This window comes from Vibrio sp. 10N.261.51.A3, assembly GCF_041471965.1.
Classification (GTDB): domain Bacteria; phylum Pseudomonadota; class Gammaproteobacteria; order Enterobacterales; family Vibrionaceae; genus Vibrio; species Vibrio crassostreae_C.
This window is the reverse complement of record NZ_JBFRPK010000048.1, coordinates 1-17,349: the sequence shown is the minus strand read 5'-3', so window position 1 is coordinate 17,349 and position 17,349 is coordinate 1. Positions and strand designations below refer to the sequence as shown.

Below are 17,349 nucleotides of genomic sequence, written 5' to 3'. Positions count from 1 at the left end.
ACTATTAATCAAGGGTTTGCTTAGTTGAAAGCAAGCCCACATTTAACGTGAGAAAGAATTCATGACTACATTAAATGAACAACTAGCAAACCTAAAAGTAATTCCTGTAATCGCTATCAACCGTGCTGAAGACGCTATCCCTCTAGGTAAAGCACTTGTTGAAAACGGCATGCCATGTGCAGAAATCACGCTACGTACAGAATGTGCAATCGAAGCGATTCGCATCATGCGTAAAGAATTCCCAGACATGCTAATTGGTTCAGGTACTGTACTGACTAACGAGCAAGTTGACGCATCTATCGAAGCTGGCGTTGATTTCATCGTAAGCCCAGGTTTCAACCCGCGCACTGTTCAATACTGTATCGATAAAGGCGTTGCAATCGTACCGGGTGTTAACAACCCAAGCCTAGTTGAACAAGCAATGGAAATGGGCCTTCGCACGTTGAAGTTCTTCCCTGCTGAACCTTCTGGCGGTACTGGTATGCTTAAAGCACTAACAGCGGTTTACCCTGTTAAATTTATGCCTACTGGTGGCGTAAGCTTGAAGAATGTTGATGAATACCTATCGATTCCTTCTGTACTTGCGTGTGGCGGTACTTGGATGGTTCCAACTAACCTTATCGACGAAGGTAAGTGGGACGAACTAGGCAAGCTTGTTCGTGATGCAGTTGATCACGTTAACGCTTAATCTATTTTAGATTGAGTGATGAAGCCTCACCTCGGTGGGGCTTTTTGTTATCTGGCGTTTATTGCGCTGACTAACCGTAAACACGCTAAATCAACGTTGTGTTTCCCCCACACCCTATCGCCTTTCTCCCTATGGCCTCGTACAGCTCCACGACTAAGACGGGCAAGAACGAGTAATGTAAGGCTTTCAATCTACGTCAGTATGCATCTAACGAAGCGTTACTGGTGTCCCTACTGCCTATCTACCCCCTTTTACCCAGCCCTTTATCCAGCAATGTTCCTTTTCGATACGTCGTCAAACATCTCTCATCGCATGCACTGATGGCCACAATAGACAAAGTGCGCCGCAAAATGTGTCCCGTCATCGAGTTTAACGCCCACTCAGTGACAAAAATTCCAAATACGCACCTCTATGATGAATAAATAGCATAGAAAGGCTTCATGGCCGCAGATAAACAGAAAATAGCGAAGTGAAAACAATGAGCTACACTTGAAATCTCAATACAAAAATTTTCAGTATAGGGTTCCAAATTAACGTGAATGTCGTCGCACAACACACCAATTTGTAGCACATTTGTTACGGTTATAATTAAAATCTTATAGATACGGCAAAGTAAGCGCTTTTGTTTATATTGTAATACATATAAACATTTAACCCTCAATTTATTTTAGATCTCAAACAAAATACACTCACATTTAAATTCAATTAAAACAAATACTTATATAACCACGTGTTAGAGACCGAAAAATCAATGCGACCTAGATCATACTAAAGACATATTGTAGTACAAATAAACCTTGGGACGCGTTAATCTAAGCCCAGTTAATTATGATATTTAAAAGGCTGAAAAGATGACTATTGATACTTTTGTTGTTCTCGCCTACTTCTTCTTTTTAATCGCGATTGGTTGGATGTTCCGTAAGTTCACCACCTCTACAAGTGATTACTTCAGAGGGGGCGGCAAAATGTTGTGGTGGATGGTTGGTGCAACTGCCTTCATGACACAATTTTCAGCATGGACGTTTACAGGTGCCGCAGGACGCGCATTCAATGACGGTTTCGTTATTGTAATCCTATTCTTAGCCAATGCTTTTGGCTACTTCATGAACTATATGTACTTCGCTCCAAAGTTCCGCCAACTTCGTGTGGTAACGGCGATCGAAGCTATTCGTCAGCGCTTTGGTAAAACGTCTGAACAGTTCTTCACATGGGCAGGTATGCCGGACAGCCTTATCTCTGCAGGTATCTGGCTAAACGGTCTAGCTATCTTTGTAGCAGCGGTATTCAACATCCCAATGGAAGCTACCATTGTGGTAACGGGTATGGTTCTAGTATTGATGGCAGTAACCGGCGGCTCTTGGGCGGTTGTTGCTTCTGACTTCATGCAAATGCTTGTAATCATGGCCGTGACAATCACTTGTGCGGTAGCAGCTTACTTCCACGGTGGCGGCTTAACTAACATTGTTGCTAACTTCGACGGCGACTTCATGTTAGGTAACAACCTAAACTACATGAGCATCTTCATCCTTTGGGTTGTATTCATCTTCGTGAAGCAGTTCGGTGTAATGAACAACAGCATCAACGCATACCGTTACCTATGTGCAAAAGACAGTGAAAACGCACGTAAAGCGGCAGGCCTAGCATGTATCCTTATGGTTGTTGGTCCACTAATTTGGTTCCTACCACCTTGGTACGTTAGTGCATTCATGCCTGAGTTCGCTGAGCAATACACATCAATGGGCGACAAAGCCGGTGATGCTGCTTACCTAGCATTCGTACAAAACGTAATGCCAGCAGGTATGGTTGGTCTTCTTATGTCAGCAATGTTCGCTGCAACGATGTCTTCTATGGATTCAGGTTTGAACCGTAACGCTGGTATCTTTGTAATGAACTTCTACAGCCCGATTCTTCGTAAAAATGCGACTCAGAAAGAGCTGGTTATTGTAAGTAAGATAACGACTATCATGATGGGTATTTTCATCATTGCGATTGGTCTATTCATTAACTCTCTGCGTCACTTAAGCTTGTTCGATATCGTAATGAACGTAGGTGCGTTGATTGGCTTCCCAATGCTTATCCCTGTCCTACTAGGTATGTGGATTCGTAAGACACCTGACTGGGCTGGTTGGTCTACTCTAGTGGTTGGTGGTTTCGTTTCTTACATCTTCGGTATCTCTCTGCAAGCAGAAGACATCGAGAACCTATTTGGTCTAGAAACAGCGCTTACAGGCCGTGAATGGAGCGACTTGAAAGTAGGTCTTAGCTTAGCTGCTCACGTAGTGTTCACAGGTGGTTACTTCATCATGACTTCTCGCTTCTACAAAGGCCTATCGCCAGAGCGTGAGAAAGAAGTTGACCAACTATTCACTAACTGGAACACGCCGCTTGTAGCGGAAGGTGAAGAGCAACAAAACCTAGATACTAAACAGCGTTCAATGCTTGGTAAGCTTATCAGCACAGCAGGTTTCGGTATCCTAGCAATGGCTCTGATTCCAAACGAACCAACAGGACGCTTATTGTTCCTACTATGTGGTTCGATGGTACTAACCGTTGGTATCCTGCTGGTTAACGCATCTAAAGCTCCGGCTAAGATGAACAACGAGTCAGTTGCCAAATAGCTAAACAGCTAAATAAGCAGCTAACAAGTTAAACCAAAATGAAGCCCATGTTATTCGATAACATGGGCTTTTTGTTTGTCTTCGGTTTATCAAAATAGAATATGAAACGCATCTCGATTAATGCGCATAAAGCGTAGAAATACCTATCTCCTGCCCTCGTTTTATCTTCTTTTCCAACCTTTCCAATGGTTTGATCTCTTTCTCTGATTGTTTCTGTTACTTTGAATGACAACACAAACACAACAGACAATTACAATGAAAAAAACATCACTATTACTTGCCTCCATTGCTCTGGCACTTTCTGGTGTCGCACAAGCTGACCAGCTAGAAGACATTCAAAAATCAGGCACTTTGCGTGTGGGCACTACTGGCGACTACAAGCCTTTCTCTTACTTCGATGGTAAAAGCTACTCTGGCTACGATATCGATGTTGCACAGCACATCGCGGAACAATTAGGCGTTGAATTGAAGATTGTTCGTACCACATGGAAAGATCTACTGACCGACCTAGACGACGATAAGTACGACATCGCGATGGGCGGCATTACGCGTAAAATGCAGCGTCAGTTAAACGCGGAACAAACTCAAGGCTACATGACCTTTGGTAAGTGTTTCTTGGTTGCGAAAGGCACCGCAGAACAGTACGACAGCATTGAGAAAGTGAACCACTCTTCTGTTCGTGTGGGCGTGAACATTGGCGGCACTAACGAGATCTTTGCCGACGCGAACTTGCAGAACGCAAGCTTCACACGCTACGAGAACAACCTCGACGTACCAAAAGCAGTAGCGGAAGGCAAAGTTGATGTGATGGTGACAGAAACCCCTGAAGGTCTGTTCTATCAGGTAACTGACGAACGTCTTGAAGCGGCCCGCTGCGAAACCCCGTTCACCAACAGTCAGTTCGGCTACCTGATTCCTAAAGGTGAACAACGTTTGTTGAACACGGTGAACTTCATTATGGATGAGATGAAATTGAAAGGTGTTGAAGAAGAGTTCCTGATCCACAACTCCCTTAAGTAACTCTTTTCAATTTATACCGTAACAAAAAAGAGGCCAGCAATGCTGGCCTCTTTCGTTATGGTTCAATGGTTCGCTTTAACCGTGAGTTATCACATTCTGCTGTACCAATGCATCCAGAATGTCCGAAGGCATGGTGCTACTTAAGGTTAGCTGTGGCGCAAGGTCTTCAACCACAATCACCTGTTCCGTAGTACCTAAGCCATCCGGGTTGATCGTAAGCTCAATATCATCCCCGTCCACTTTCGCGTCTATTTGTTGTAGCAACGCGGTCATGTCTGGAGATGTATTTTTAAGCTCCGGCAACACTTCTCTCAAGTCAATGCTGTCCCCTTCCGACAAATCAAAGTCGGTAATCGTATCTTCAACACCATCTTCGATGTTAAGCCATACGAACGAGTCCATACCATCACCACCAGTCAGAATGTCTGAGCCTCCGCCGCCAATCAGGGTGTCGTTACCGTCACCGCCAACAAGCGTATCGTCACCTGCGCCACCTTCAAGTCGATCATTCCCTGAACCACCCGTTAAGTCAGTCGCATTAGCACCAGCCAGTAACTGAACATCATCGGTTTCCGAAGCCAAGTTAATATCAACTGCGTTAGACACAATGTTCAAGTTAAGGTCAATCGATGCAGAGGTTGCTGTATCGTTGTTGTCAGTCTCTTCAGAAACCGCCTCGACTTTCAGTGTGTAGTTACCTGGAGTTTGAGAAAGCCCAACCGCTTGCAAGCTTTCAATTGCATCTGCCGTTGCTACCCAAACACCACCGCCAAGATCCGTCACAGAACCCGCAGCACTGGTGATTTGAGCGCCAGCAGGTACATCACTGATATGCAGCGTTAGCTCTTCTGTAATGTCCGTTAAGGCTGCGATAATCCCAACTAAAGGAATGCCACTCGCACTCACAGACTGACTCGCAGTAATGTTTCTCACGTAGTTAGTCGCACTATCGATAGACAGGGTTGGTGCATTCGCCACTGGCGTCACCGCGATGTTGTAAACCACAGGTGCTGTCTCTATCGCAATACCTGAAGGGTTGCCGCTGTCTTTGGCAACAACTTCTAATCCAATGCTATTGGTTGGAGACAGGCTCGCATCAAGGAAAACACCATTTGGACTGGTTGGCGTATCAATCAACGCATTCAGGTCACTCAATGTCCCCACTAAGATGACTGAACCCGTGTTGTTGCCGTTAACAACAACCGTCGTCACTGCTGGAAGTGATACATTCAATGTACCGTAATCCACCGTCAGCGTGACGGTCATCAGATCATCAGAAAATGTATCTACATAATCAGGGTCACTGACATTGATACCACTCAACAGTTGACCAGCATCCTCGTCAATAACCGTAGTGACACTGTCACCATTAACGACCGGTGTATCGTTCACTCCATCGACAATCGCGGTGATCTCCGCTGTATCCGTTAGGAAGTCATTAGCGCCGTTGGTTGTACCATCATCCTCTACGGTATAGGTAAACTTAACGTTGCCGTTGTATTCATCAGCTGCCGTAAATACCCAGTATGGGCCAGTGATCGTAGCATCATCAGCACCACCTACGTTCTCGAAGCGTTGTAGTTGACCTTGGCCTTCATCGAGCGCCAGATTAGTCACGGTAATCGTGTCGTTTTCCGGATCGCTCGTCGCAGCAATTAAATCGCCCTCTTTGATGATCAACTGACCTTCTTCAAGGATGGTGCCCAAGTCGATGTCCGTTGCCACTGGCTGATCATTCACTTCCGTTACCGCAACGCTTATTTCAGCGGTATCCGTTAAGAAATCATTTACGCCGTTAGTTGTACCATCGTCTTCTACGGTATAAGTGAACTTAACGTCACCGTTAAAGTCGTTGTCCGCTACAAATAGCCAGAATGGTCCGGTAATCGCCGCGTCATCGGCGCCACCTGCATTTTCAAAGCGGGTTAGTTGGCCTTGTCCCTGAGTCAGAGTTACACCAGTTACTGTTAAGTTGTGGTTTTCTGGGTCAGAGCTTGCTGCAATTAAGTCACCTTCAACGATAACAAGCTGGCCTTCCTCGGCAATCGAACCTAAATCAACATCTGTCGCGACAGGCGCATCGTTCACTTCCGTCACCTTAATGGTGAACGTAGTTTGATTAGTTTGAGCCGTATTCGGATCACCCGCGTCAATCAAGCCGTTATTACCACCATCATCGAGCGTTGCATTGATCGTGACTAAACCACTCTGGTTGAGGTAATTCTGGTCTGGATCGGGTTTGAACGTCACTGCTCCATTGGTCAATGCGGTATTGATGTCGGCTTCTTTACCGGTAATCACCAATGAGCCACCAGGTTGCAATACAAACGTCACGTCAGGTGAGCTCGTAAACTCAAACACACCTTGCGCTCCCGGAAGTGTTTGATCGACTTGCAACGTAAGAACATACGGAGCGTCTGGATTATCAAAGTTAGCATCAACGTCGTAGATACTAAAGTTGTCGATAGCAACACTAATGTCTTCCGATGTTTCAATATTCGTTACGTTCACAAAGATCGGTTGATCGTTAATAGGATCAATCACCAGATCAACATCGAAGCTGGTTGGCGTCCCCAAATATTCGGTGTTATCAGCGTCAGTATCCACAGAGCGAACGGTAATCTGCAGCGGGCCATTAATGCCTAATACATTACCCGTATCGCTATTGTGTTCACCTGAATTGAATACGATCTTATCGAGCGACTGTGCAGGAACATCAAGTGTCCAAAGCTGCGTAACTGGATCATAACTAGCCAAGGTTGTGCCGTCTGGATAATAGATAGAGGCATCTTGAGGAACGCCCGCAACTTCTACTCGAAGTGTCTCTGGTGCATTCTCGGTATAAGTGCCGTTGCCCGTTGCAGATAGCTCTTTATCCAAAATCGTCGCATTGATTTCGATATCAATGTTTTGACCTTCGTTACCTGTCACAGAATCTGTTGGATTAGTATCAACATCATCACCCACAGGTACCACATGCAGCTTAAAGCTTGGCAGATTTGATGCTGCAGTAGGCACACCCAACAAAGATTCTTGAGTAAATACGGCAACACCAAATTCAGCCGTACCACTGAAGTCTTTAGGCGGTAAAATCGAAATCTCACTCAAGTCAAATGACAGTCCTGACGCTTGAGGCAGTTGAACACTCCACTCACCACCACCATTATTCTTGACGGTATATGCCGAGGTTGCGTCTGCACGCATTTGGAAGCCATCAGGTACGTCTGTAAACTTAATCGACACAAACTGTTCTGAGCCATCCAGGTCAGTCAGTGCAATCGAAACAGGCCCTGTACCCGACAAAGAAATGAGCTGGTCTTCAGTACCCGTAATCTCGATAACATCAGGATCGCTACCTGGTCCTGTTACGAGCACATCGTCCACGACTGGAATCACTTCAAAGCTAACATTGGTATTAAACGTATCAGTATCTGTTGCTGTACCTATTGGAGACGAGGCGTCATTGTAAGTAGCCGTATCGGTAATCGTGCCGCTGACATTCACTTGCACCTGATTAATGTCGTTACCTGTCGGGTAATTAGGTGCAGGACGGAACAAGACGTTGTCCAGAGCGCCTGCACTAATTTCAGCTTCATTAAAGGTCACCGATGTGCCAAGCGATACACCTGCGCTGGTATAGAAAGCCCCGACACTCGTGTCATTCAAAGTCAGTGTGATAGAGGTGAATTTTTCATCACCACCTTCAACTCCACTTACTTGATCTGTAATGGTCGAGCTGAAATCCAGTTGGATATAGGTATCTTCGTAGCCGACTGGATCTTGCCCTGTTTGACCGTCGGTATCGACAGGGTTAAACGAATCGTCAAGCGAACCAACGACAGTAACGTCAATATCTGGGTTACCTTCAACATCAGGAGCAACTTTAATGACTACTTCTGTCACTAAAGTTTTCTCATCACCCGACAATACGTCTTTAGTTACTATCGTCAACGGCAACCTAAAGTCGCCGGAGTAGTCGGCTGGTAAGTTAAGTAGTAGTCCAGAGAAGTCAGTCGAGACCCCTTGATCAACGGTAGTCTGGAATACATATTTCCCGTTAACAAAGTCGAGGTCGCTGCTTCCCGATAAACTAATTGGGAAGGTGACTTCGTTCGCCGCTCCTAGATTAATGGTCACACTGTCATCAATAATGATGGTCACTTGATCAGTTGAGTCGTCTTCGCCCGAGAACGTAATTAGACCATTCAATGCCGTCCCCAGATCTAACTGGGTGTCCTCAATCGCATCAACAACACTGTTTGGTGTAATATCAATATCGGCAGCAACCTTGTTACTCCCAACCACCACTTGAGGAAATGACAGAGTGACTTCTCCGTCCCTACGAGCGGCCGTAGATGACTCAACCTCAGCACCATCACCTCGGTCTATCACCGTACTAAAGATGTCCATCTTGATGTCATTGAACCCTCCAGCCCCGCTGTTTCCTGAAGGAAGAACAAGGCCGTTCGGTGCACTTATGCTAAATATGTCTTCATTCGTTACAACCCAGCGCCCATTGCCTTCATAAGCAGCGCCAATAACGAGCAGTTGATTGAGTACAGCATCTGATAGAGCCGAGTCGTCCACATTTGTTAATTGAATAACTAACTGATCCACTTCTTCGATAACGGACGAAGCATCTGTTTCTTGATATCGAATGACGAACTCATCCGTAACCGATGTATTATCGCTATTGGTAGTGAACTTAAGCACGCCAGTGTTTGCATCAGCAACTACGGTTGCTAGTGCTCCAGTACCCAGCACATCATCGACGATAAGCTTGTTGCTCGCATCTTCAGGCTCAACCACAGGTCGCACTTGAACGTTAATGATTCCGGTTATATCTGGATCGGCTTCGACATAACCACCATCTTCATCCTCTAAGCCGCTAGGCGTATACTCATGATCTCGCTCTTCCATTTTAAGTTCGGTGGTCAACGTAAAATCTGCACTAGAATCAGCCGGGGGCGTCATTTGAATGAAGTTATTCGCTAATGCAATTTGAGTAAATTGCTCCGGTGTTTGACTAGCGTCTTTAGGAGTAATAGTTAACGTACCTGCACCATCATTTACAACAGTAACATCACCATTTACGGTAGGTGTGACACCCGATGGAATACCGGAAATCGTAATCGAAGTGAAATGCTCATCAGAATCAATATAGTCTGCACCTTCGGGGTGCCAATCAATGTTGATAGCCGTATCTTCATCACCGTTAGTCGTATTGACATAAGTTGCTGATGTGTCGATTCTAGGTATAACAAGCACGCGCACTTCTTGGTCAAACGTAAGCGTATGACCGTCATTCTCAGTCACGATCACTTTACCCTGAATATGAATATTCTCAGTTGAAGAATCGACAGGTCTGATGCGAATTCCTGAGGTTTTACCTGCGTCAGTGATGTTAGCTTCGTAGATAGGTTTAGACAGATCAGGGCTACCACCCGGACCGGTTTCATAACCAACAAAATTAAGGTCAATCACTGTACCATCGCCATCTTCGAGGATGACCCCGTCAGGGATACCCGAAAGGATTACAGTGATTGCTTCAGACCCATCTCCTGTTAAAGGAGAATCCGCGAGATCATCAGGTTTACGTTCACCAGACAACACCGTGAAATCAAGCTCTGCAAAGCTGTCGCCGTTTTGACTCTCTTGAATCGTAGTTTGAACGCCGCTTGCAGTACCATCTGTAATTGAGGTCCAATCGGTACCATTCGTCCCACCATACGGAACATCTGCAACACCTTTAACCTCGACGTTGACCGTCTTAGTACCCAGAATTTCTTCATCAACTTGTTGAGGGTTGGTTGACAGGTTTGCAGTATCTTTGACTACACCGGTAACATCAAAGGTGAAATCTACATTACTGTGTTTAGTTGGAACAACCTCAACATTAGCCAAATCGGAATATGCGATTTCTTGATAATTGGTACCATTAACGGTAGGAACTACCGTGGTTGTACCTACAAAGTAAAGCACTGCGCCTTCTGTGATATTACTGATACGGACAAACAGTTCTTCAGAGCCATCTGTGTCCACCGACCCTGTCATGGTAATGACTTCGTCTAACGTGAATGCGTCTTTGTTGTCCAAAGGGCCAATGTAATCAGGGTCATCGATATTGTCTTCGTTGATCTTGATACGACTCACACTGAATTTTCCTGGGTCGGCGTCAGCAGTGACATCAATAATGATGTTTTGCTCTACAGAACGAGCTTGAGTTTTATCATTTGCTCCGCCATTGGCGGTATCTTCATAAGGGTTCAGTGTTTCCTTTGTAACCGCTATTGCTTTGAATTCAATCTGACCAGAGAAGTTATCGATCGGGTTAACTACGGTGCTGTTAATGTCTTCTGCCGCTATTTCATATACACCATCCGTCGTCAGCGTAAGCACATTGCCGTTCTTATCAAGCAGCTCGAACTTCCCATCACCTTGAACAGCCTCAAGTTCATAGGTAATCGTCTCAGTATTACTGTTATCTTGCGACTCTGCGTTCAGCTGCAAAGTAACGTTGTCTTCATCTTCGTTCACTTGATAATGATAAGTGCTGTTGGAATCATCCCAAGTCGCTATATCAGCCACCGCTTCAATCTCGATTCTGAAGTTTGAGTTGATGGTGTGATCCGTGGAGCCATTTTTCTCAATTTCAAGCTCATAACGAACTCGCCCACCAGTTTCATCCGAACTAGCGTGTTGGTCCGGAACAAAGAACAGGTTGTCTATCGTCGCGATAGTTTGTCTTGGTTCACTCGGGTTTGGAGCAAAGCTTTGTTCAAGTTCAGGAGAACCAAATATAATGCTTCCATTTGACTCAGGTACCAATTCAATGTAATCAGCACCATCAAAGTAATAAAAAGTACCTTGGTGACTATCACCTCCGTTCGGGCTTTTAATCGTCAACTGCCCAATAGATTCAGCATTATCTTGGTCATACAGACTAACTTGCAGCGCAACTTGAGCTGGTGCATTAGGCAAACCATTTTGGTTATCTTGAACGTTCTCAAGAGTCGGTTCATCACCCGTTGCGTAAGGTATCGTTAAATCTCTACCCGCATCCTCGAAGGTAGTCACTTTCAGCGCGATTCTTGTAGAGTCCCTATCTGTAATCGTGATATCTAACGGTGTTTCAGAGGTATCTAAATCGCCGTCCGTCGCAATCACGTTAATCGAGAAGTCGATGGTGTCAAGACCGTCATGATCGAGATAACCGTTAGCTCTGAATTCAACCTCGCCATTTGAGTTAATACGAAGTCGACCAAGCTGTCGAGTATCAACGCCTCCATTACCATCATCCGTTTGCTCGTAAACGCGAACCTGTTGGCTGCCAATGTTTAAATCGAAGTCACTACTGTAAGGCCCACTGTTCTCAGCTCGGAAAACAATTCCACTTCCGTCAAAGGCCTCAATTTTGCTCAGTACTGCGCCATCAGAACCCACATCAGTCGCATCAGCAAACATATCGACTTTAGAACCATTATAGTTCTGACCTTCAATACGAGTAATCGACTGAGTTGTCACTAATGGAACATCATCCGTCACTGTGATTGTCAGATTGATTGCGTTTGATTGGTCTTGGTCAAAATCTTCAGCCACGACCGAGAAACCAAGTTCGATGTTGTTTTCATCGGCACCATCAGGGTGTTTAAGAGGTTTAAACAATTCAAACTGATAGCTGTTATCCGAGGTATCGAAAATAATCTCGAACACGGCCTCATTGCTGGTCACCGTTTGAGCAACATAGGTAAACGTGCTTCCTGAGATAGAAACAGGCAGCCACTCTAAATTTTCCCCATCGGAAGTTAAGCCAGTCAGAACCAAATCTTCATCGACTAATTCGTACTTAACAACACCATCAGCACCTTCATCGACCGTGAACAGTCCATTAATAACGGTATCTTCAGATTGATCCGAACCTATGCCTGTAAGATCGTCTTCATCGACAACCGTTTCGCCCGTCGGCGGCGTCATTTCCGGAACATCATCAATGACTTGAATTGGTAATTGATACTGGTTGGAATCATCGCCATCACTATCAACAGCCACTACATCAAAGAAGATAGGCAGCTTATTTCTCGCCTCTGAGCTAGGCTCATGGTCTAGAGGACCAAGCAAGGTAAAGGTGTATGACCCATCGTTACCCAAAGCAAGAGTAAAAATCGGTGTTCCACTTGTGGTGGTTCCTTGATAGGTGGTTGTGTTCGCAGCCCCGGTGACCTCTGTGATCGAAATCGCTTCGTTACCTGATGTCAGATCATCTTCTAGGTCAGATATATTACGTATCTCATAAGCCTCAACTTTATCTGCACCTTCTATGGTCACAAACGAGCCTGTAGCCTGAGTCACAACAGCTCCTAAATCATCTTCATCAACCACAAACGTACTGGCGACAGTAGTATCAGTGATGGTTGGAACATCATCGGTAATGGTCACCGTAAGAGGTTTCATCGCTGAATCAGTGTCGTCTTTGTCGACTGCGATCACTGGCAAGGTGAAGATTTGGTTGTTATTACCTTGTACCGGCAGATGATCTAACTCTTCTAACAATATGAAGGTATATCGGCCAAGCACCGAGCTATCAAAAGTGATAGTGAAAATATCCGTTTGGACACCGCCGCTTTCAACATAACCAATATAATTATCGCTGTTCAGAGGATCTTCTTTTAACTGAACCACCAAGCCATCAGCTTTCAGATCGCCTGATGTGTTGAATTGAGCCGAATCAATACGGAAGTGGCTCACATCATCACTTCCTGCTGTGAAAATAATGGTTTCAGTTTGGCTCACAGGTAAGCCCGGTGAAGAGCCATCAACCAAATTGGCTTCAGCTAAAGCGATGGTTGGTAAAGTATTGATAGTTGGTGGCGCGCCATCCGCGATGGTTAGCGTTACTGTCGAAGTAACAACATCGCCATCTTTGTCTTCCGATGTCACCGTAATGGTCTTGACTATATCACCACCAGAATGGTCTAGATTTCTGTTAGGCTCGAAACGCACATCCCCTTCAAGATTGATAAACAAAGACCCTTCAGTGAATACAAACTCTTGCTCGCCAGTATTCGTTTGTACCAATGCTTTTTCAGCTTGATTGTCATACACAAACTTAGTGATTGTGGCGCCATCTGCACTTTGTGCAGGCATCACATCAAAGACTGTTGTAGTTGGTGTTCCCGTACTTGGCTCTGTGATGTTGAGCGCACCTGATTGCATCAGCTGAACATCATCGGTGATGGTGACAGTCAGCGGTTTAGACGCTGAAATATCACCATCGGTATCTTCTGCATAAACAGAAAGATCAAAGCTCAGATCGTTATTTCCTAAACCATCAACATGATCTAAACGTTCAAGCAAAGTAAACGTATATTGGCTTGGGTTCGTGTCATCAAAATCTAGAGTGAATATGGTTTTCTCCACACCCATTCCATCAGTGGTAAAGGCAATGTAGTCGCCAGAGTTTGCAGGATCTTCACGTAAACTCAGTGACAAACCATCCGACTTCAACGCGCCGTTGGTATTGAACAGCCCAGCTTCAACGACTATTTTTCCAATGTCATCACTGCTCGCTAGCGAGGTGATAGTCTGAGTCACACTGACAGGCGTTCCGCTAGGTGTCGAACCATCCGCAAGTAAGCTTTCTGACAATACCACACCCGGCACAACGTCGATTGTTGGTCCATCACCATCAACAATGGTGAGCGTAACCGTCGACGAAAAGATATCGTTATCAAAGTCTGAAGACGTGAACACGATTGACTTAACAATGTTCCCTGCAGAGTGATCAAGGTTTCGATTTGGCTCAAACCTTACATCACCATCTAATGTCACAAACAATGAACCTTCAATGAAAACAAACTCTTGTTCGCCACTGATGTTCTGATTCAGAGTAATTGGAGAACCACCGTCATACGTGAACTGCGTAATGTTCGCGCCGTCTGCACTTGGTATTGGCATCACATCAACGGTAGTTGTTGTTGGAGTACCAGAATTTGGCTCGGTAATGGTTAAGAAGCCATCTTGCATTTGCTGGATGTCATCTTCTATCGTAACCACCACATCGCGCTTTGTTGACTCAGAATCATCGGTATCAACAGCATAGATAGGTAAGCGGAAAGTAAGGTCGTTGTTGAGCACGCCATCAAGGTGATCAAGCGCCTCAATCAAGGTAAGTGTAAACTGAGCTTTGTTTGCACTATCAAAGCTAATGGTAAATACATCGGTAACGTTACCCATACCATCATCGGTATAACCAATGTAGTCACCAGCAGAAGAAGGATCTTCTTTTAGTTGAACAACAAGACCACTTGATTTCAACAGATCGCCAGGATTGAATTCGTTGGTCGCAATTCTAAAGTGACTAAAATCATCACTTCCTTCGGTGTAAGTGATTGTATGAGTCGAACTTACCGGAGAACCACTCGGCATAGAGCCATCAGCAAGACCAACTTCCGATAGGTTAATATCTGGCACTACATCGATAACCGGATCAATTCCGTCTTTGATCGTCAACGTGACATCCGCGGTATCGGTATCGTTATCAAAATCACTGGTCGTCACGACTATCGTTCTCACGATATCGCCAGATGAATGGTCTAGATTTCTACTTGGTTCAAAGCGCACCTCACCTTCAATCGTGATGTACAGTAAGCCATCGGTTACGGTAAAAACTTGTTCTGTAGACACAGTTGGGTCTAACGTAACAGCCGTGCCACCATCGTAGATAAACTGAGTCACTTTCGCGCCATCAGCACTCTGTGTCGGCATAACGTCGATTGTTGGCGTGGTTGGCGTACCTGCTGCTATATCAGCAAGTGAAGGCTCAGTGATACTTAACGCCCCATCTTGAACGCCTTGTACATCATCGGTGATCACCACGGTCATTGGCGACATTGCAGAATCATCACCATCCGCATCAACCGCTAAAACAGGGACATCGAAGCTTAGTATATTGTTTTGTAATCCATCTACATGATCTAACGCTTCAAGCAGTGTGAACGTGTATTGCCCTAAATTGCTCGTCGAGAAGCTGATCGTGAAGACGTTGGTTTCTACGTTAGAACCGTCTTTGACGAAGCCAATGTAATTACCAGAATTAGCTGGCTGCTCTTTTATTTCGACATCTAGGCCGTTCGATTTCAAAGCCCCTGAAGTATTGAACTGCGTAGGGTCAATTCTGAAATGGCTTACGTCGTCACTACCCGCTGTGTAGGTAATAACTTGAGTCATCGCCACTGGATTGCCGGTTGGCGAAGAACCATCAGCGAGATCCACTTCTGAGAGCGTAATTCCAGGGACCAAATCGATCGTTGGAAGATCACCATCGGTAATCTTCAATGTCACGGTAGATGAGACGATATCACCATCAAGGTCAGTAGATGTAACAACAATCGTCTTAGTAATATCACCACTCGTGTGATCTTGATTTCGCACAGGCTCGAATCGTATCTCACCTTCTGTGGTAATAAATACAGAACCTTCAGTGAACACAAACTCTTGCTCGCCATTCACATTGAGATCAAGGCTTTCTGCACTGTTTCCATCAAACACAAATGAAGTGATTTTTGCTCCATCTGCGCTCTGATTTGGCATCACGTCCAGAGTATTCGATGTTTCGACGACTCCAGCAGGCTCACGACTGGTTATTGTGCCGCCTTGCATCAACTGCACATCATCACCAATAGTCACGCCAAGCTGAGAGACTAACGAATCGTCGCCGTCACTATCCACCGCATACACAGGCAGATCAAAACTCAGGTCGTTGTTGCCACGTGCATCTTGATGATCCAAGGCTTCGATTAAGGTAAAGGTGTATTCACCTAAGGTTGTCCCAGAAAAACTCAACGTAAATACTGTGGTTACCGCATTCGACGAGCTGGTTGTAAATCCGATGTAGTTGCCCGACCCTTGCGGATCTTCACGTAATTCAACAGCTAAACCATTCGATGTGAGTGCATCATTGGTATTGAACTCTGTTGGTTCAAGGCGGAAGCGGACCACATCATCACTTTGATTAGTGAAGGTGATGGTTTCGGTTTGACTTACCGCACTGCCACTTGGGGCTGAACCATCCGTCAGTTTCGTTTCAGATAAGCTAACCGTTGGAATAACATCAATGGTTGGAATATCACCATCGGTGATCGTTAACGTAACGGTTGACGTGACTGAGTCTTTGTCGAAATCGCTTGAGGTCACCACTATCGACTTAACAATATCGCCGGCCGTATGGTCAAGATCTCGATTAGGCTCAAAGCGAACTTCACCTTCGAGGGTAATGTACAGTTTGCCTTCTGCGAAGATAAACTGCTGTTCGCCTGCAATATTTTGATCGAGGGTGTTTACGACGCCATCATAAGTGAACTGAGTGATGGTCGCGCCGTCAGCACTTTGGTTTGGCATGACATCAAAAGTAGCCGTGGTCGGTGTACCAGCCGCTAAATCAGCGACGGTCGGCTCGGTAATATTGAGCGCACCACCTTGCATGATTTGAACATCATCATCAATCGTTACATTAAGCTGCGATACCAGTGAATCATCACCATCACTGTCTACCGCATAAACAGGCAGATCAAAGCTCAGATCATTGTTCGCTAGGCCAGCAACATGGTCTAGCGCTTCAAGTAGAGTGAAAGTGTATTCACCTAACGTGGCTGAAGAGAAGCTAATGGTAAACACGGGGACTTCAGCGCTCGAACCGTTGGTAATAAAGCCTATGTAAGTGCCCGGATTAGCAGAATCTTCTTTTATCTCGACCGCAAACCCATTCGATTTCAGTACACCACCGACATTAAACTCAGTTGGTTCAATGCGGAAACTCGTCACATCATCACTTTGGTTAGTGAAAGTAATCGTCTCGGTTTGACTTACTGCGCTGCCGCTCGGGCTAGAGCCATCGCTAAGGTTAGTTTCAGATAGAGTAACGCTTGGCACGGCATCGATGGTTGGGATATCACCATCGGTAATCGTCAGTGTGACCGTTGACGTCACCACATCGTTATCTAAATCACTTGAGGTCACCACAATCGA

The 17,349-nt window shown here is 45.3% G+C and carries 4 protein-coding genes; 3 read left to right on the top strand and 1 reads right to left on the bottom strand.

The annotated features are described in order from the left end of the window. Positions 1-61 precede the first annotated feature (61 nt). The 3 genes from AB4371_RS12375 to AB4371_RS12365 all read left to right on the top strand — a co-directional run bounded on the left by AB4371_RS12375 (position 62) and on the right by AB4371_RS12365 (position 4,326). Positions 62-688, top strand: a complete 627-nt coding sequence (locus AB4371_RS12375) for a bifunctional 4-hydroxy-2-oxoglutarate aldolase/2-dehydro-3-deoxy-phosphogluconate aldolase (RefSeq protein WP_017069898.1) — start codon at positions 62-64, stop codon at positions 686-688. A gap of 851 nt (positions 689-1,539) precedes the next feature. Next, entirely contained in the window at positions 1,540-3,306 is a 1,767-nt protein-coding gene (locus AB4371_RS12370; protein WP_017061487.1) for a sodium:solute symporter family protein, read from the top strand. 255 nt (positions 3,307-3,561) lie between these two features. Beyond that, complete coding sequence (locus AB4371_RS12365; protein ID WP_017061488.1) at positions 3,562-4,326, top strand: transporter substrate-binding domain-containing protein; 765 nt, start codon at positions 3,562-3,564, stop codon at positions 4,324-4,326. A gap of 75 nt (positions 4,327-4,401) precedes the next feature. Here AB4371_RS12365 and AB4371_RS12360 read toward each other — a convergent pair. Then, on the bottom strand, positions 4,402-17,349 hold a 12,948-nt coding region (locus AB4371_RS12360), incomplete at its 5' end, for a cadherin-like domain-containing protein (RefSeq protein ID WP_372149863.1).

Bases quoted from the DNA above. Each gene is read 5' to 3' on its own strand.
- AB4371_RS12370 (WP_017061487.1), top strand. From the start codon at position 1,540: ATGACTATTGATACTTTTGTTGTTCTCGCCTACTTCTTCTTTTTAATC.
- AB4371_RS12365 (WP_017061488.1), top strand. From the start codon at position 3,562: ATGAAAAAAACATCACTATTACTTGCCTCCATTGCTCTGGCACTTTCT.
- AB4371_RS12375 (WP_017069898.1), top strand. From the start codon at position 62: ATGACTACATTAAATGAACAACTAGCAAACCTAAAAGTAATTCCTGTA.